We start from the raw sequence: 17,164 nt of genomic DNA on the forward strand, positions 1-17,164 counted from the left end.
CTACGACGAAGCAGCACGCATCAAATCGACATGTTTTTTTAATTTTTTTATTTACTTGTCCGCGGAACCAAACCGCAGGTAAAACGTAGTGGTCTGTCCCGGCAAACTCTCGACCCGGACGTTTCCATTGTGCAACTCCATGATGGCACGGACGATGGACAACCCGAGCCCCGCCGAATGGGCCTGGTTGGAGCGCGCGGCGTCGGCACGGTAATAGCGGTCGAAGATGCGCGGCAAATGTTCCGGCGCAATGCCGGCGCCGGTATTGCTGACGGCCAGCTCCACGCCCTGCTCCATCCTGCGCGCCGACAGGCGCACCGCGCCGCCCGCCGGCGTGTAGCGGATCGCGTTCGACACCAGGTTGCTGACGGCGCGCTGCAGCAGCACAGGATCGACATGCGCTTCGAGCGCCGGCGCATCGACCGTCAGCGCGACGCCGACGTCGTCGGCCAGGATCTCGAAGTAGTCGTGGATGCGCAGCAGCTCGTTGCGCAGGTCCAGCGTTTCGCGCTGCAGCGCCAGCTGGGCGTTGTCGACCCGCGCCAGGAACAGCGTGTTCTCGATCATGCGCGCCAGCCGTTCGTACTCTTCCGAATTGGACGCCAGCAGCGACTGGTATTCCTCCACCGTGCGCGGGCGCGACAGCGCGACCTGGGTTTCCACCATCAGCGTGTTGACCGGCGTGCGCAGGTCGTGCGCCAGATCGGCGGCAAAGCCGGACAGGCGCTGCACGCCGTCCTCCAGCCGGTCCAGCATGGCGTTGAAGGCCTCGCCCATCTCGCGCAGCTCGACCGGCGCGTCGCGCACCGACAAACGGGTGTTGAGACGGTTGGTGTTGATCTCGTTGGCCTTGCCGATGACGGAGCGCAGCTGGCGCATGCTGTGGCGCACGATCGCATAGCCGAGCAAGGTGGCCAGCGCGGCGCCGCCACACAGCGCGGCCAGCAGATCCGAGGTATAGCGGCGCAGCAGTTGCAGCCGGTCGGAGCGCTCGCGCGCCAGCGTGATCTTGACCGGTTCGCCGCCGGCCAGCCCGACCGCGCTGACCATGCGGCCACGCCCCATGGCCGGCATCCAGTCGTGGATGTCGTCCAGCGTCAGTTCACGCTGCGGCGGCACGCTGTCCACCTTGGGCAGCGGCCGCGAAGTGGTGGACGATTGCAGCAGCGGTGCGCCATCCGGCCCGTTCACGCGCAGCATGAAGTCGTTGTGGCCGAACAGCGTATCCATCAGCGGCCGCCTGTCGCGCGCGATGGCCTGCGGCGACGGCAGCTCGGCCACGATGCGGCGGATCTGCATCACCTTGTTGATCAGTTCCACGTCGTCGCGGTAGGACATCTGCCGCGCCAGCGTCTGATACAGGTAGGCGCCGGCCGCCAGGAAGGTGACGATGGCGACCGCCGACAGCAGCAGCGCGACGCGCAGCGTCAACGACAGCGGACGAAGCTTCATGACCGCGCTTCCAGCAGATAGCCCATGCCGCGCACCGTCTGTATCAGCTTGGTGGTGTAGGGGTCGTCGATCTTGGCGCGCAGCCGGCGCACGGCGACGTCGACCACGTTGGTGTCCGAATCGAAGTTCATGTCCCACACCATCGAGGCGATCTGCGTGCGCGACAGCACCTCGCCCTGGCGCTTGGCCAGCAGGTGCAGCAGCGCGAACTCCTTGGCGGTCAGCTCGATGCGCGTGGACTGGCGCGTGACGCGGCGGCGCAGCACGTCGATTTCCAGGTCGGCCACGCGTATCATTTCCATCTCGCGCACCGGCCCCCGGCGCATCAGCGTCTTGACGCGGGCCAGCAGTTCGGCGAAAGCGAACGGTTTGACCAGGTAATCGTCGGCGCCCAGTTCCAGTCCCTTGACGCGGTCGGCCACGTCGTCGCGCGCGGTCAGGAACAGCACCGGCGTCTGTTTGCGCTCGCGCAGCTTGCTCAGCACCGCCCAGCCGTCCATTTGCGGCAGCATCACGTCCAGCACGATCAGTTCGTAGTCGTGCTCCAGCGCCAGCGCCAGGCCGTCGACGCCATTGCGCGCCAGGTCCGCCACGTAGCCGGATTCCTGCAGGCCCTTGACCAGGTAATCGCCCGCTTTCGGCTCGTCTTCAACAACCAGAATTTTCATGATCTACCTCCAGATGCAGCATTGTCGGCTTTTCCGCAGGCCGTTTGGATTACAAATCTGTCATTTGCACGTCATCTTCCCGTCAGCGGCGGCTCTCTAGACTGGCTCCATCGATACAGCAAATGCATCGACTCCCCGACAGTCAACTCACTATAGGAATCATCATGTTCAACGCCATCCGCATCGCCTCATTGACCGCAGCCCTGACCGCAACCCTGGCCGCCTCCACCGCTTTCGCCGCCAACGGCACCGCCGAATACGGCAGCGCCGTGGCGCCATCCAACGCCCAGCGCCATATCGTCATCAACGCCAACACGCCCTGGGTCAACGTCGACAACGGCGATACCGTGGAATTCCAGTCCAACGGCACCAGCTTCACCTGGCATTTTGACACGCTGCACGACGAAGCCGCCTTCGACCTGTCGAAAATCGCCCCGGCAGGCAGTGTAGACCACAAGGTCACGGTGTATGTCGCCTCCAACCCGCTGTATCGCGGTTAAGGCCATGCGCGCACCACGTGGAGCACTACGCGGCGCGCTCCGTCTAGGCTTCGCCGGCGCCCTGGCGCTGGCGGCGTCGCCGGCGGGCGCCCAGGAACATCACCACCACGGCGACAGCGCAGACAGCGGCCAGCCGCCGCCGGCATTCGTCGCCAGCACCGCCAAAACCTTCGACGCGCTGATGGACGACGCCATGGCCGTGATGGACGCCGGCATGAAGCAGGCGCCGATGAACGGCGTGAGCGCACACGATTTCGTCACCATGATGATGCCGCACCACCAGGGCGCCGTCGACATGGCGAAAGCAGTGCTGCTGTACACCCAGGACCCGGAGATCCGCAACCTGGCGCTGGGCATCATCGCCGAACAGCAGAACGAGATCAAGGTAATGCAGGCCTGGCTGCAACGACAACCACAAGAGACCAATAAAGGGGCAAATAAATGAAAACCATCGCTTTCGCGGTAGGAACGCTGCTGTCGGCTTATGCCGCCGCCGCGCCGTCGCCGCTGGACCGTGTCTACACCGCGGACCAGAACACCAATACCATTTCCGTCTTCAACCCCGCCAGCAACACGCTGCTGGGCCAGATCAAGCTGGGCAACGTGCGGCCGGACGTGCTGTCGCCGCTGTATCGCGGCGAGATCAATGTGCACGGCCTGGGCTTTTCGCCGGATCACAAGACGCTGATCGCCATTTCCAACGGCTCCAATTCGGTGACCTTCATCGATACCGCGACCAACAAGGTCAAGGGCAAGACCTATGTGGGCCGCTCGCCGCACGAGGGATTCTTCAGCGCCGACGGCAAGGAGGTGTGGGTGGTGGTGCGCGGCGAAGACTATATCTCCGTCATCGATCCGCTCACGTTCAGGGAAACGCGCCGCATCCAGACCGACCTCGGTCCCGGCATGGTGCAGTTCCACCCGGATGGCAAGCTGGCCTTTGCCGTGTCGAGCTTTACGCCGACCGTCGACGTCATCGACGTGGCCACGCACACCGTCGTCAAGCGCATCGGCGTGGTCAGCCCGTTCTCGCCGTTCCTGCAATTCACGCCCGACTACAGCGAGATCTGGATGACGCACAAGGACGTCGGCAAGGTCACCCGCATCAGCACCAAGACGCTGGAGGTGACCGGCGTGATCGACACCGGCTTCATCTCCAACCACCTGGCCTTCGCCACCGTGGCCGGCGAGGTGCGCGCCTACGTGACCATAGGCGGCGAGAACGTCGTCAAGGTCTACACCACCGGCAAGGAAGCCAGGCTGCTGGCCACCATCCCGACCGGCGCCCTGCCGCACGGGATCTGGACGTCCGACGACAGCAGCCGCATTTACGTCGGCCTGGAAAACGGCGACGGCGTGCAGGTCATCGATCCCGCGACCAACAAGATCATCGCCACCATGCCCGGTGGGCAGGCGCCGCAAGCGCTGGTGTATTTGTCCAAGGTGGCGCCGTCCGCCGACGACCGCTCCAACCTGGTGCCGCGCGTGAACCAGGATTCGCACAACATCGCGCTCAAGCCGACAACCGGCGAAGGCAAGGGCTTTGTCGTGGTGCGCAACCTGGGCGTGGTTGATGCGATGGAAGTGTTCCTGTACAAGCTGAAGCCCAATACGGTTTATAACGTAACGGTCAGCAGCCAGGCGGCGCCGGTCGGCAGCTTCCGCACCAACGACGCGGGGATGGCCAACGGCACCATGATCGGACCGGTGCGCGCGCAGGCCGCCAGCGATGCGGCGGCCAAGGCCGACCGCCTGATGGTGACCGAGGCCGGCACGGGCAGCGCTACTCCCGTGCTGGTCAGCGTTCAGTAATTACTTCGCTGCTTCAAGGATGAGGTTTGCAATCTCGTCCGGGTGCGAGATCATCGATACATGGCTGGACGCCAGTTCGATGGTCTTCGCGCCCATGCGCTTGGCGACGAAGCGTTCCAGTTCCGGCGACGTGGTGCGGTCGTTCTGCGACACGACGTAGTAGCTGGGTTTATTCTTCCAGGCGGCCTGCGTGGTACGGCCGGAGAACAGCGTCTGCGAAATCCGTCCCTGCGATGCGTACAGCACGCGCGCCTGCGCCGGATCGAGGTCGCCGGCAAAGTCGCGCACAAAGGCCTGCTCGCTCAGCTGCGCAAAACCATCCGGCGACTTGACCAGGCCCGCGCTGGCAGGCGGCGCCGGGAATTTGGCCGCCAAAGCGCCGTAGTCTTCGCCGACATCCGGCGCGCGCGCCGCCAGGTACACCAGCGCCGCCACTTTCGGATCGTTGCCGGTCTCGCTGATCACGGTGCCGGCCCACGAGTGGCCGACCAGGATCGTCGGGCCGTCCTGCAGCGCCAGGACGCGGCGCGTGGCCTCGGCATCGTCGGCCAGCGAGGTCAATGGGTTCTGCACCGAGGTGACGTGCATGCCGGCTTTCTGCAGGCGGGCGATCACCTCGTTCCAGCCGGAGCCGTCGGCATAGGCGCCGTGCACCAGCACGACGTTGTGTACCGACGGCGCGGCGACAGCGAGATTGGCCGCCAGCAGCGTGGCGGCGGCAATGAGTGAGCGTTTCATGGTCCAGTCCTTTATCGAGGTTAAAAACCCAGTATAGAAACCAGCCCATGACCCAAACATTACGCGCAGATTACAAACAGATTACAACAGCCGGCGAAAAGCCCTTGGCGAGGGCGTCCGCACGCTAGTCCTGCTGGTCTCCCAGGTATTTTTTATAGATCGCATTGACCCGCCCGGCCGCCTTTAACTGCCGCAGTCCGGCGTTGAAGTCGTCGCGGACCACGGGATCCCGGAATACCGGGCGGTAGTCCTGGGGATTCATTTTCACAAAGCTGTGCATGACCACCGGCTTGGGACGGAAATCCTTGGTCTTCTGCAGCGCCGATGAAAAATACCTGAATATGCTTCGATCGCTGAGGGCGACATCGTAGTGCCCGGCATTGAGCGTCATGACCTGGAGCGACTGGTTGTTTTGCTCAAAATATCGCCCGGATTTTTTCACATCGTCCAGCCACAAGGGATAGCGCCTGGCGGCGCCGGGAAACGCGATGACGGTCAACCCGCGCAAATCCGCCGGCGTCTTGATCGTCACGTTGCGCTCCTTCAAAGTGATGAACACGTTGTCATAAAAAACCGCCGGCTCGCCATAGTATCCGCCCGCCTTGTCCATGTTCTCGCCCAGGTCCGTCATGGCCGCGTCGACGCTGCCTGCCTTGAACGCGATCGGGATGCGGGCAAACGGATAATATGCCGGCTTGAGGACGTGGCCGCGAAAGGCCAGCGCTTCGCGGATGATCTCGATCTCGATGCCCGAGTCGGTCTCGGGAAAACAGAACGGCGGAATTTTTTCACCGAAGGCCATCCTGACTTCGGCGCCGCTGCTCGCCATGGGCAGCAACACAGCCAGGGCCCAGCCGCACAGCAAGGGTACGGCGCTACGGTTTTTTAGTATCGACATTTTGTCCGCCATTTCCTATTGTGCGTACACGGCCAGTGGTCCGGCCACGCTGGCCGCCATGCCGCCAAGCGACACCGAGCTCCCCGCGCCTAGCTCGAAGCCATGTGTGGAGGCGATCCGCCGCGCGATCGACCATCCCAGCCCGCTCCCGCTCTCCCCGCTGCCCGTCACCCGGAAGAAGCGCTCACCCAGCCTGGCCAGGTGGGCCGGACTGATCCCGGGGCCGCTATCCTCGATACTGAGGTTGAAGCGCTCATTCTGGCATACCAGCCGCACGGCGATGCGGGCGCCGGCCGGACTGTAGCGCACGGCGTTGTCGATCAGGTTGCGTACCAAGACCATCAGCAGCATGTCGTCGCCCAGCACCGGGCATTCCTTTTCCGCATCCAGGCTCAGTTCCTGCTGCTTGCCCGCGGCCTTGGGCGCCACCTCCGCCAGCACCTGCCGCACCAGTTGCCGCAATTCGACGGGCCTCCGCTCGACCACGCCGGTGGTTTCCAGCCGCGACAGCGTCAGCAGTTGCTCAACAAGCCTGGTCGCGCGATCGCAGCCGTCGAGCGTGGCCGCCAATGCATGCCGGCGCGCTTCCGGCTGGGTCTCTGCCGCGGCCACTTGCGCCTGCATGCGAATGGCAGCGATCGGCGTGCGCAATTCATGCGCCGCGTCCGCGGTGAAGCGCCGCTCCGCATCGCGCAATTCCACGATGCGTTCGAACAGCTGGTTCATCGATGACAGCAGCGGCCTCAGTTCCACCGTCAGGCCCGGCACCGCGATAGGCTCGAGCGCCTGCGGCTGCCGCGACAGCACCGCCCGGCTCAACGCGCGTATCGGCGCCGTCCCACGGCGCACCGTCCACCACGTGGCGATGGCCAGCAGCGGCAAGGCCGGCAGCAGCGGCCACAGGCTGCTGCGCAGCACCGCCCACAAAATCTCCTGCCGCGATGCCAGGCGCTCGGCGACAAAGACATCGAGCCGCCGCGCGCTGTCCGGCGCCGCGTAGGCGCGCCAGGACTTCCCCCCATGCGTCACCACGCCATAGCCGGGCCGCGCCGCGCCGCGCGCCATCAGGGGCTGGTCCGGCGCATCGTCGGACTTCAGTATCAGCCGGCCGGCCTGATAGACCTGGAACATGACGGTGGCGGAGGCGACATGCCGGGCGCCCGGCGTGCCGGGCGCGATCTCATCACTGTCGAAATCGCCCAGCCTTTGCGTCAGCAGCAATGCCGCCGACTGCGCCAGGTGGGCGTCGAGCAGTTCGTCCAGTTCGTGCCGGGCATCGAACCAGGTCAGGCCGGCGGCAAGCAGCCATATCAGGGTGACCACCGCCAACACCGATCGGATCAAGCGGCCTTGCAATGACGCCGGGCGGCCCGTCATGCTAGGCCGCCGCCCGCAACAGCATGTAACCGACGCCGCGCACCGTCTGTATCAGATCGGCCCCCAGCTTGCGCCTCAGGTTATGGATGTGCACCTCAATCGCATTGCTCTCCACCTCCTGCCCCCAACTGTAAAGATATTGTTCCAGCTGTTCGCGTGACAGCACCCGGTCCGCATTGAGCATCAGCGCCTGCAGCAGATCAAACTCGCGCGCCGACAGCGACACCACCGCGCCGGCGCGCCGCACGATCCTGGCGGCGGCGTCGAGCTCGATGTCGCGGGCCCGCAGGTACTGCTGGACCTGGCCATGGGAGCGCCGGATCAGGGCGCGCAGGCGCGCCGCCAGTTCATACAAGTCCACCGGTTTCACCACATAGTCGTCGGCGCCGATATCCAGGCCACGGATACGGTCAGGCACCGTATCGCGTGCGGTCAGTATCAGCACCGGCACCATGACGCCGGCCTGCCGCACCTCGGCCAGCACGGCCAGGCCGTCCTTCAGCGGCAGCCCCAGATCGAGCACGGCTGCGGCATAAGGGGGTTGCGTCCGCAACTCGCGCGCGGCAGCCGCACCGTCCAGCACCCAGTCAACCTGGAAACCGAGCTGGCGCAAGCCCGCCTGCAGGCCGTCACCGAGCAATCTATCGTCTTCCGCGAGTAGTATATGCATCTCAGGATTATCCCACGAAACACCTCAGTCATCCTCGGCTCCGGCATGGCTGCGCTCGCGCGAAGCCGCCACCTTGCCGTCGCCGGGGATATCCGCGCCGCTGCCTTGCCACCACCAGAATCCCAACACCAGCAGTAGCAGCAGGAATGCGATGCCGCCGCGCAGTCCCGGCCCTTGCGCCGGCCCGGCTTGCACACCGCGCTTGCGTCCGGTGAACATCGCCTTCACCAGATTCTCGCGATGCAGCCGGCTCGCTACCAGGACCCCGGCAACGTGCAGGGCGATCACTGCCAGCATCAGGTTCGCGATCAGCTCGTGCACCTCCTCCATCCATGCGCCGGCCTTTTCGGCATACAGCAGCCAACCGGAGGCGGTCAGCGCCAGGGCGATCGCCAGCATCAACAGGATGGCGACGGCGCCGGCGGGGTTGTGTCCGGTAAAATGCTGCGGCCGTCCGCTTGGCAGGGAGCGGAGATAGGCCAGGGTCGCCCGCGGTCCCCGCACAAAGCTGGAAAACCGCGCATGATACGTGCCGAAAAATCCCCACCCCAGGCGGAAGCAGACCAATGCCGCCATCGTGTAGCCCAAGGTCACGTGGACCAGGCGCCATGCGTCCATTTCCGCCGTCAGATAAGCCCCGGCAAAGCAGAACACCATCAGCCAGTGCACCAGGCGGACGGGCAAGTCCCACACCTGGATCGGGCCTTGGACTTGGCTGTGGTTTTCGCCCTCCCCGGGCGCGGCTTGAATATCTTTCATCGAATGCTCCTCTGCGTTGGTCAAACAGTGTCGAGGCCAGGCTGGAGGCGGAAACCTCGCCGGCGCAATGACATGGTCGCCGCGCGACATTAAGGAATTCTGAGCACCATCGGATGGCACCGGCAATTTCCCGCATGCGATGTGCTACGCTTGCACAGAAAATAGGATGGATTCCATGTCGGCACGACTGCAAAATGAAGGCCTGAGCGCTTCGGAGGCCGCGGAGAGGCTGCGTAAAAACGGCCCGAACGAGTTGCCCACCTCGCGCCCGCTGAGCGCTGGGCGCCTGCTGCTGGACGTGGTCTCGGAGCCGATGTTTCTGCTGCTGGTGGCCTGCGGCGTCATCTACCTGGCGCTGGGCGACCGCAACGAAGCGCTGATGCTGCTGGGTTTTGTGTGCATTGTCATCTGCATCACATTCTTCCAGCAACGGCGCACCGAGCGTTCGCTGAACGCCTTGCGCGACCTGTCCTGTCCTCGCGCCTTGGTCATGCGGGACGGCAGGCAGGAGCGCATCGCCGGCAGGGAACTGGTGGTGGGAGACCTGGTGCTGCTGGCGGAGGGCGACCGCGTTCCCGCCGATATCGACCTGCTCAACGCGTCGAATCTGACGGTGGACGAGTCGATGCTCACGGGCGAGTCGGTGCCGGTGACCAGGCACGGCGCGTCCGGCGCCGGCGGCGATGTGGAAAGCCGCGTCTATTCCGGCACCCTGATCACGCAAGGAACGGCAAGCGGATTGGTGATCGCCACCGGAGCGCACAGCGCGCTGGGGCGCATAGGCGCATCGCTTGCCGCGCTGGGCGGAGAGCTGACGCCGATTCAGCTGGAAACGCGCGCCGTGGTCAAGGCCGTCGCCATCGGCGGCTTGTGCCTCGCGGCCGGCCTGGCGTTCGCCCATTGGTGGCTGCGCGGGGATTGGCTGCAGGGGCTGCTGGCGGGGTTGACACTGGCCATGGCGATCCTGCCCGAGGAATTGCCGGTGATCCTGACGCTGTTCCTGGGGCTGGGCGCATGGCGGCTCGGGCGCGAACAGATCCTGGCGCGCAGCATACCCGCCATTGAATTGCTGGGGGCGACGACGGTGCTGTGCGTCGACAAGACCGGCACGCTCACCGCCAATCGCATGGAGGTGGTGCGGCTTTGGTCGGAACAATCCAGCTACGATTGCCGCGCCCCGGCCGCCGCTGTGCTGCAGGAGGCGCTGCATGGCCTGCTCGAATATGCCGTCCTCGCCAGCCACCGGCAAGCGTTCGATCCGATGGAGGCCGCCATCGGCCAGGCCGGCACGCGCCTGCTGGCCAACACGGAACACCTGCATTCCGACTGGGCCCTGATTGACGACTATCCGCTGTCGCGGCAGATGCTGGCCATGTCGCGGGTGTGGCAATCGCCGGACCGCACCGAATACCTGATCGCGGCCAAGGGTGCGCCGGAAGCCATCATCGACCTGTGCCACCTCGATCCCGCGCGGGCGGCGGACATCTCGGCACAAGTGGCGGCGATGGCGGACCACGGCTTGCGCGTGATCGGCGTCGCCAGCGCCACCTTCCCGGCGGCCGGCCTGCCGGACAATCAGCATGTGTTTGACTTTGTGTTCCTCGGCCTGGTCGCATTGCAAGACCCGGTGCGGCCGGAAGTTCCTCGGGCGGTGGCGCAATGTCACGCCGCGGGGATGCGCGTGGTGATGATCACCGGCGACCATCCGGCCACGGCCTTGGCCATCGCGCAGCAGGCGGGTATCACCGGCGCAGCGGGCGGTGTGCTCTCCGGCGCCGAGCTGGCGCAGATGGACGACACGGCGCTGCAAGCGCGGCTCAAGGATACCGACGTCTTTTGCCGCATCGCCCCGGAACAGAAGCTGCGCCTGGTGCAGGCCTTTCGCCGCCGGGGCGACATCGTCGCCATGACCGGCGACGGCGTCAACGATGCGCCGGCGCTCAAGGCGGCCAGCATCGGCGTGGCCATGGGCGCGCGCGGCACCGACGTCGCCCGCGAGGCGGCGGCGCTGGTCTTGCTCAGGGACGACTTCTCGTCGCTGCTGTTGGCGGTCCAGCACGGCCGCCGCTTGTTCGCCAACCTGCGCAAGGCCATCGTCTTCATCGTCGCGGTGCACGTGCCCATCGTCGGGCTGTCTATCCTGCCGGTGGCGCTGGGCTGGCCGATGCTGCTGATGCCGGTGCACATACTGTTTCTGCAACTGGTGATAGACCCGGCCTGCTCCATCGTGTTCGAGGCGGAGCCGATGGAAGCGGACGCCATGGTGAGCAAGCCGCGCAGGCCGGACATGCATTTGTTCGACCGCGAGATCCTGGTGCGCGGCTTGCTGCAGGGGGGGGGCCTGCTGCTGATGCTGGTGGGCCTTTACCTGCTGGCCCGGGACGTCAGCAAGTCCGACGACATCGCGCGCACCACCACCTTCCTCGCCCTCATCCTGTCCAACCTGGGACTGATCCACGTCAATCGCAGCTGGTCCCTGCCGTCATGGCGGCGGCATGCGTCGAACCGGGCGTTCGCCTGGATCAGCCTTGCAGCCGTGTCGCTGTTGCTGTTGGTGCTCTATCTGGACACCATACGCGAACTGTTTGCGTTTTCACTGCCCGGCCTGCCGTTGCTGCTCGCCAGCGCCATGCTTGCCGCGTTGAGCGTCGCCTGGTTCGAGTCGGTCAAATGGGCACAGTCGCGCGTCGGGAGTCGACCAGGAACATAGCAGCGCTAAGCCGGGTGGAGCGCGCGATGTTTTTTGCCTTGCGGTCTATTTCTGTGGCAATTCAACATCGAAGCTGGGGTACTTGCCCATGATTTTCTTGATCTCGCCGCTGGCAGTGAGTTTCCTCACCGATTCCTTCAGCGCCCTGATCGTTTCCGGCTTCGCGCTTTTCTTGGAAAGGAACAAGATGAAATCGTTGCTGCCCAGGACCAGGGGAACGCCAAGTTCCTCCGGTTTGACGCCGGCCATATAGGCGCCGTAAAACAAGCCCACGCTGGAGCCGACGCCCGCGTCCAGGCGCCGCATGGCCAGCATTTTCGCCATCGTCACGTAATCGTTGACCGGGTACTTCTGGATCGACCTGCCGCTGTCGAATTGTTCCACATAATTGCTGGTCCGCACCACGCCGACGGTCTTGCCGCGCAACTCGGCCAGGTTGTTGTAACGCGTTCCGCTGGGGCCGACCAAAATGACGGGCATGGTGGCAACGCTGGCCACCGGTACGGCGACCCGCGCCATATGCTCATTGCTGAACCGCAAGATACAGTCGGCGCCGCCGGTTTCGATTTCGAGGGCGGTGCGGGCGTAGGGAACCAGGGCGTTTGTGTAAGAGAACCCAGCCTCCTCCGCAATGCGATTTCCGATTTCATACATCATGCCGGTGGGCTTGCCGTCGCTGCCGATAAATCCCCATGGTGGCCCCTGGATCGTTTGAATCCGGAGCGGTTCGCTCATGGCGGACCAGGAAAGCAACACCCCTGCCGTCATCGCGCATACTTGGAATAGTTTCATTTCTTCACATAACTTAAGCTGTCCCAAAATTCATTAGACGCCAAAGGGTCGAAAATGTCTATCGCCGGGGGCGAGCCGCCCGCCAAACGCGCATGGCGAGCCGAAGCTCGCCATGCGGTACCGCTGTCAACCGATTACATTACTTGCCGAACTTGTAGCGCAGCGCCAGGCTGAAGGTGCGGCCGTTGGCATAGTGCTGGCGCTCGATCCCGGTCTGGTAGGCGCCAGGCTCGCCGACGAAGCGGTTGAGCGCCTTGTCGAGGATGTTGGAGGCGTTGAACGACAAGGTGAAGTTTTCGTCGATGTTGTAGTTGACCGAGCCATCCAGGATGCCGGTGGCGGAAATGCCGCGCGCATCGATAGGATTGGCCGACGCGCCGAACAGGATGGAATCCGAACGCCAGGTGTAGACCAGGCGTGCCGACCACTTGGTGTCCTCGTACATGCCGGAGACGCTGTAGCTGTTCTTGGACTGGAACGGCTGGATCGAATCGACGATGCGCGGCGCGGCGGCGGTGCCGAAGTTGACCGGGTTCGACGTCTTAACATAAGTATACGAACCGGCCACGCCGAAGTTCTTCAGCGGCGCGGCAAAGCTGTCGAAGAAGTACTGGCCCGCCAGTTCCATCCCGCGCGCATTGCCCTTCTCCGAGTTCACCGACTTGGTGATCTGGTACTGGCCGTTGCTGCAGCTGTTGTTCTGGCTGCCGCTGTAGGCAGGCACGCCGGCCACGGTCTGGCATTCGACGATGCCGTTGAAGAAGCCATCGATCTCCTTGTCGAAGACCGCCGCCGACACGTAGTTGGTCTTGCTGAAGTAGCGTTCCAGCGACAGGTCGAAGCTGTTGGCGGTTTGCGGACGCAGTGTCGGGTTGCCGGCGTTGCCGGTGCCGGTCACGGTGTTGACCGACAGGGTCGGGTTCAACTGGTCCAGCGGCGCGCGCGTCAGACCCTTGGCGTAGCCGAAGCGGGTCAGGAAGTCCTGCGTGATAAAGCCGGTCAGGTTCAACGACGGCAAGGTGTTGGTGTAGCTCGTCTTGGTGGAAGTCGGCGTGAACACGCCGGCCGTCAGGCTGTTCATGGCCACCGCCTTGCTGTCGGTGCGCACCACGCGCACACCGACGTTACCGGTGATACGGTCGTCCAGCGCCGAGAATTCGCCCATCACGTAGCCCGCCAGCGTGTTCTCGCGCAGGAAGCGGCGCGCGCCGATGTTTTCGACGTAGGCGTTATCCTGCGGGATGCCCGCCTTCGGGAACAGGTTGGCGACCTGGTTGCCCAGCAGCGCTCCCGGCGTGTACACCACGTAGCCGCCCGAGTAGCCGGCGTCGCCGTCCATGAAGTTGGTCGGCGACTGCTGCGTCACGCCCAGCGTATCGGCCGAAATGCCGTTGCTGCGGGCCGCGTTCAGCGGCAAGCCGTCCACCGTCAGCGGCTTGCCGGAGAAGTTGTAGCTGTTGAACCGGCTTTCCTGGTTCGCGTAGCGGGTGCCGAATTTCACGGTGCGCAGCAAGCCCTCGCCCACCGTGTATTTGCCGCTGATGGCGCTGGCGCTGCCCTTGTCGTCCGTGATCTGGTTGGTGCCGTTGGCGTAGTCGCGGAACACGAAGTTCGCGGCATCGCCCAGGTTCGGGCCCGTGAAGTTCAGCTGGTGCGGCGTGCCGTCGGCCAGGCGCGTGGTGTTCCAGTACAGGCCGGCCTTCGAGTCCATGTTGACCGAGCGGTTGTCCTGGGTCTTCTTCGACTTGATGTAGTTGAACTCGGCCTTGATCGCCAGCTCGGGGGTCGGGTTCCAGTCGGCGCCGCCGGCGGCGATCCAGGTGGTGTAAGGCGTATGCTCGTCGCCGCCGACGGTGTTGACGGTGGAGTTGAGGAAGGTGCCGCCCAGCAGGCGCTGGTTGGCCAGCACATCGTTGCTGCCGCCGTTGATGTTACGGTTGGCCAGGCCTTCGGTGAAGGCGAACGGCGTGGTGGTCAGGTTCTGCACGTTGGCGCCGTCGACCGAGTTCAGGCCGCGGTAGTTCTGGTGGTACAGGTAGTAGGTGTAATTGAACTCGGTGAAGAAGCGCAGCGTGTTGTCATGGCGGTAGTCGGCGGCCAGGTTCAGGCCGCGGCGCACGCGCATGATGGTTTCCTGGAACGCGTTGTTGGTGATGGCGGGCGCCGTCATGATGTTACCGATCTGCTCGGCCGACAGACCCGTCAGGTTCGGCGTGTTGGCGCCGACGGTGGCCGAAGTCGGCAGCGTCGGCACGCCGGCCAGATAGCTGACGTCGGAACGGCCGACATAGCTCGACAGCGGCTGATTCGGGCTGTTGGCGGTGTTGGCAGCGGCCAGCGTCTTGTACTCGGCGCTGTCGGCGCGCACCGCGCGCTTGAAGTTGGCGCCGCCGTTGGCCGGGTTGTTGTCGGAGCGGCCGGTGCTGCTCTGGTAGACGGCGGCGGCCATCACGCCCAGCTTGCCGCCGCCTTCCAGCGTCCATTTGTTGGCGACCAGGCCGAACAGCTCCGGATCCTTTTCCTTGGCCAGGTCGTTGTAGCGGCCGGACACGCCCAGCGACACGGTCGGTCCCTTGAAGTCGCTCGGATTGCGGGTGCGGATATTCACCAGGCCGCCGATGCCGCCTTCGATATGCTCGGCCGTCGGATTCTTGTACACGTCGACGCCGGCAATCATGGCCGGGATCGCGCCTTCGATATTGTATTCGCGGCCGCCGGCGGTAAAGTAGGCGCGGCCATTGACCTGCGACGCCGTCTGGCCGGACAGGCCGCGGATGGTCAGGCCGGAACCGACGCCGACCGGCGAGGCGCCCTCGCCGCCATAGCGGTAGCCCTGCACGCCGGGGATCCGGGTCAGGGTCTCGGCAACGTTGGGATCCGGCAGCTTGCCGATGTCTTCGGCGGTGATGGAATCGACGATTTCAATCGAGTCCTTCTTGATCGCCAGCGCGTTGCGGGCGCTGGCACGTATGCCGGTCACCACCACGGTCACGTCCTGCGCATCCGCTCCCTGCGCCTGGGCCTGGGCCAGCGCGCACGGCGCCACGAACAAGCCCTGCGCCACGGTCAACGCCAGCGCGGAAACCGGCAGCGTGTGTTTGATCTTCATCTTCATTTTATGTCTCCGTTGTTGTGCGATCCGCGCTTTGTGCGCGTGATGGAGCAGTGCCGCCCCTTTTCTTGTTGCGTATCGGATAATTCGTCTAAGCAAGTTATCGATAACAGGATTGATGGTATCACATCCTTTTCAGATGTCCACGGTTTTCTCTGTTATCGATATCTTGTCGGTAAATTGTAGCTTGGAAGCCACAACATAAAAACTACTTGAAACTGACGCCTTCGACAAACTGGCCGATATCGAGCAGGTTGATTTCGGGCGCCGTCAGCTTGCGCCCGCCCACGGTGACATTGTCGATGACGATGTTCTTGACCTTGTGCTGCGCATCGTAGCCGTACATGACCGAGGCGCTGGGCGCGCCCTCTCCCGTGAAGCTGATATTCTTCAGCAGGATGTTCTCGATGCCGCGTCCGGGACTGGTGTTGTACTTGGGCGTGTAGGCGATGTGCAGGTTGAACAGCTTGCCCTCCTCGATGCGGTCGACGCGGATATCCTCGAACGTCACGTCCCGCACCAGGTTGTCGTCGCCGGCCATGATGCCGATCGCGCCCTCGTATTCCGGATCGTCCTCGTCGTGGTCGAGGATGTCGATATTGCTGAAGCGGATGCGCTCCAGCACTTCAGGCTCCGGATGGGCCGGCGTCGGCGTGTTGCCATGTATGCCGATCATGACCGCGTGCGCCACGTCGGCCCACAAGGTGCTGTCCTTGACCACGATGTCGCGCGTATTGCCCCAGATATCCCAGCGGTGGTTGTACAGCGTCACGCTGTCGTCGGAGGTGCGGATAAAACTGTCGGCCACGGTCACCCGCTCGCAGGCGAAGTGTCCCAGGCCGTCCGACCACTTGCCTCCGCCGATGGTGCGGATGCTGCGCTCCTCGATATCCTGCGAGGTGATGCAGCGCATGGTGCCGTGCGGCTGGTTGAAGAAGATCGGTCCGTCGATCAGCACATGGCGTGAATTCTTGATGGTCAGCATATCGACGCTGTCGAACAGGCCGTCGCTGAAGATCTTGACGTTTTCCACGCCGTTGACGATCAGCGGCCGTTTCAGCAGCGCCGAGCCGTCGATGTAGACGGTGGAATTGGAGCGCACATTGAACTCGCCGTCATGCACGCCGGGGCCGAAGTACACCACCGGCTGCGTGAAGTCCGGCGGCGTGCCGTTGCCGATCGGCGCGGTGGCCGCGCGTGGCGGCGCGGCCGGCATGTCCTTGCGGATCGCATGCGTGAACAGGTGCAGATTGTGCAGGTGGTCGTCGTCGAACTCAATGCTCAGGTTTTCCGGGCGCGTCAGCGTGAAGTACGCGGTGCGGCCGCGCACCACAGGCTTGATGCCCTTGCCGGATGGCCGTATCTTCACTTCGCTGAAGCGGCCGTTGTTCTTCTGCACCGCCACCTCGACCGGGCCGTCGAAATTAAAATAGACCATAGAGGCGTCGCTGGGATTGTCCAGGTCGACCTTGACCTTGTATTCGTACAGATCCTGCCAGACGCCACCCGGCGTGCGCACCCGCACCGTGTAGTCGTCGTTGTGATGCGAGTAGCGTACCGCTTCCACGAACGGAAACACCTGCAACTGCGAAGCTGTGGCGGCCGCCGGACCGGCAGCCAGGAACAGCGCGGCAACGGCGCTGGCGATTCGAATATTCATGCATTGTCTCCTTATT

Annotated in this window: 14 protein-coding genes; 4 read left to right on the top strand and 10 right to left on the bottom strand. The window is 64.2% G+C overall.

Features of this window, described 5'->3' with window-relative positions; translation table 11 throughout:
• Positions 1 to 51 precede the first annotated feature (51 nt).
• Positions 52 to 1,452, bottom strand: a complete 1,401-nt coding sequence (locus tag ACSQ3S_RS25870) for a heavy metal sensor histidine kinase (protein ID WP_436144203.1) — start codon at positions 1,450 to 1,452, stop codon at positions 52 to 54.
• Positions 1,449 to 2,120, bottom strand: a complete 672-nt coding sequence (locus ACSQ3S_RS25875) for a heavy metal response regulator transcription factor (RefSeq protein WP_176654413.1) — start codon at positions 2,118 to 2,120, stop codon at positions 1,449 to 1,451. The genes ACSQ3S_RS25870 and ACSQ3S_RS25875 overlap by 4 nt, the downstream gene beginning before the upstream one ends.
• Before the next feature lie 164 nt (positions 2,121 to 2,284).
• Between ACSQ3S_RS25875 and ACSQ3S_RS25880 the strand changes: the two genes are divergently transcribed.
• The 3 genes from ACSQ3S_RS25880 to ACSQ3S_RS25890 are packed head-to-tail and all read left to right on the top strand — an operon-like array spanning position 2,285 to position 4,432.
• Positions 2,285 to 2,620, top strand: a complete 336-nt coding sequence (locus ACSQ3S_RS25880; RefSeq protein ID WP_413446299.1) for a CzcE family metal-binding protein — start codon at positions 2,285 to 2,287, stop codon at positions 2,618 to 2,620.
• Between the two features lie 4 nt (positions 2,621 to 2,624).
• A complete protein-coding gene (locus ACSQ3S_RS25885) occupies positions 2,625 to 3,065 on the top strand; it encodes a DUF305 domain-containing protein (RefSeq protein ID WP_436144204.1) in 441 nt (146 codons plus the stop codon).
• Positions 3,062 to 4,432, top strand: a complete 1,371-nt coding sequence (locus tag ACSQ3S_RS25890; RefSeq protein WP_436144205.1) for a YncE family protein — start codon at positions 3,062 to 3,064, stop codon at positions 4,430 to 4,432. Before ACSQ3S_RS25885 ends, ACSQ3S_RS25890 begins: the two co-directional genes overlap by 4 nt.
• Here the strand turns inward: ACSQ3S_RS25890 and ACSQ3S_RS25895 are convergent, their stop codons facing one another.
• The 5 genes from ACSQ3S_RS25895 to ACSQ3S_RS25915 all read right to left on the bottom strand — a co-directional run bounded on the left by ACSQ3S_RS25895 (position 4,433) and on the right by ACSQ3S_RS25915 (position 8,874).
• On the bottom strand, positions 4,433 to 5,170 hold the full coding sequence (locus ACSQ3S_RS25895) for an alpha/beta fold hydrolase (protein ID WP_353404068.1): 738 nt from the start codon (positions 5,168 to 5,170) through the stop codon (positions 4,433 to 4,435). It abuts the gene before it with no gap.
• Between the two features lie 124 nt (positions 5,171 to 5,294).
• Positions 5,295 to 6,068: a substrate-binding periplasmic protein gene (locus tag ACSQ3S_RS25900; RefSeq protein WP_436144206.1), complete on the bottom strand. Its 774-nt coding sequence runs from the start codon at positions 6,066 to 6,068 to the stop codon at positions 5,295 to 5,297.
• Positions 6,069 to 6,083: 15 nt separating this feature from the next.
• Positions 6,084 to 7,445, bottom strand: a complete 1,362-nt coding sequence (locus ACSQ3S_RS25905) for an ATP-binding protein (protein ID WP_436144207.1) — start codon at positions 7,443 to 7,445, stop codon at positions 6,084 to 6,086.
• Between the two features lies 1 nt (position 7,446).
• Entirely contained in the window at positions 7,447 to 8,115 is a 669-nt protein-coding gene (locus ACSQ3S_RS25910) for a winged helix-turn-helix domain-containing protein (RefSeq protein WP_176654406.1), read from the bottom strand.
• A gap of 24 nt (positions 8,116 to 8,139) precedes the next feature.
• Complete coding sequence (locus ACSQ3S_RS25915) at positions 8,140 to 8,874, bottom strand: cytochrome b/b6 domain-containing protein (RefSeq protein ID WP_436144208.1); 735 nt, start codon at positions 8,872 to 8,874, stop codon at positions 8,140 to 8,142.
• Between the two features lie 175 nt (positions 8,875 to 9,049).
• On the opposite strand from ACSQ3S_RS25915, the gene ACSQ3S_RS25920 reads away from it, so the two are divergent.
• Entirely contained in the window at positions 9,050 to 11,584 is a 2,535-nt protein-coding gene (locus tag ACSQ3S_RS25920) for a cation-translocating P-type ATPase (RefSeq protein WP_436144209.1), read from the top strand.
• A gap of 45 nt (positions 11,585 to 11,629) precedes the next feature.
• Here ACSQ3S_RS25920 and ACSQ3S_RS25925 read toward each other — a convergent pair whose 3' ends face one another.
• The 3 genes from ACSQ3S_RS25925 to ACSQ3S_RS25935 all read right to left on the bottom strand — a co-directional run bounded on the left by ACSQ3S_RS25925 (position 11,630) and on the right by ACSQ3S_RS25935 (position 17,148).
• A complete protein-coding gene (locus ACSQ3S_RS25925) occupies positions 11,630 to 12,376 on the bottom strand; it encodes a substrate-binding periplasmic protein (protein WP_436144210.1) in 747 nt (248 codons plus the stop codon).
• 139 nt (positions 12,377 to 12,515) lie between these two features.
• Positions 12,516 to 15,491, bottom strand: coding sequence for a TonB-dependent receptor (locus ACSQ3S_RS25930; RefSeq protein WP_436144211.1), 2,976 nt, complete (start codon positions 15,489 to 15,491; stop codon positions 12,516 to 12,518).
• Positions 15,492 to 15,696: 205 nt separating this feature from the next.
• Entirely contained in the window at positions 15,697 to 17,148 is a 1,452-nt protein-coding gene (locus ACSQ3S_RS25935; protein WP_436144212.1) for a hypothetical protein, read from the bottom strand.
• Between the last annotated feature and the right edge of the window lie 16 nt (positions 17,149 to 17,164).

It is taken from the genome of Duganella sp. LjRoot269 (genome assembly GCF_964254095.1).
GTDB lineage: Bacteria > Pseudomonadota > Gammaproteobacteria > Burkholderiales > Burkholderiaceae_D > Rugamonas > Rugamonas hordei.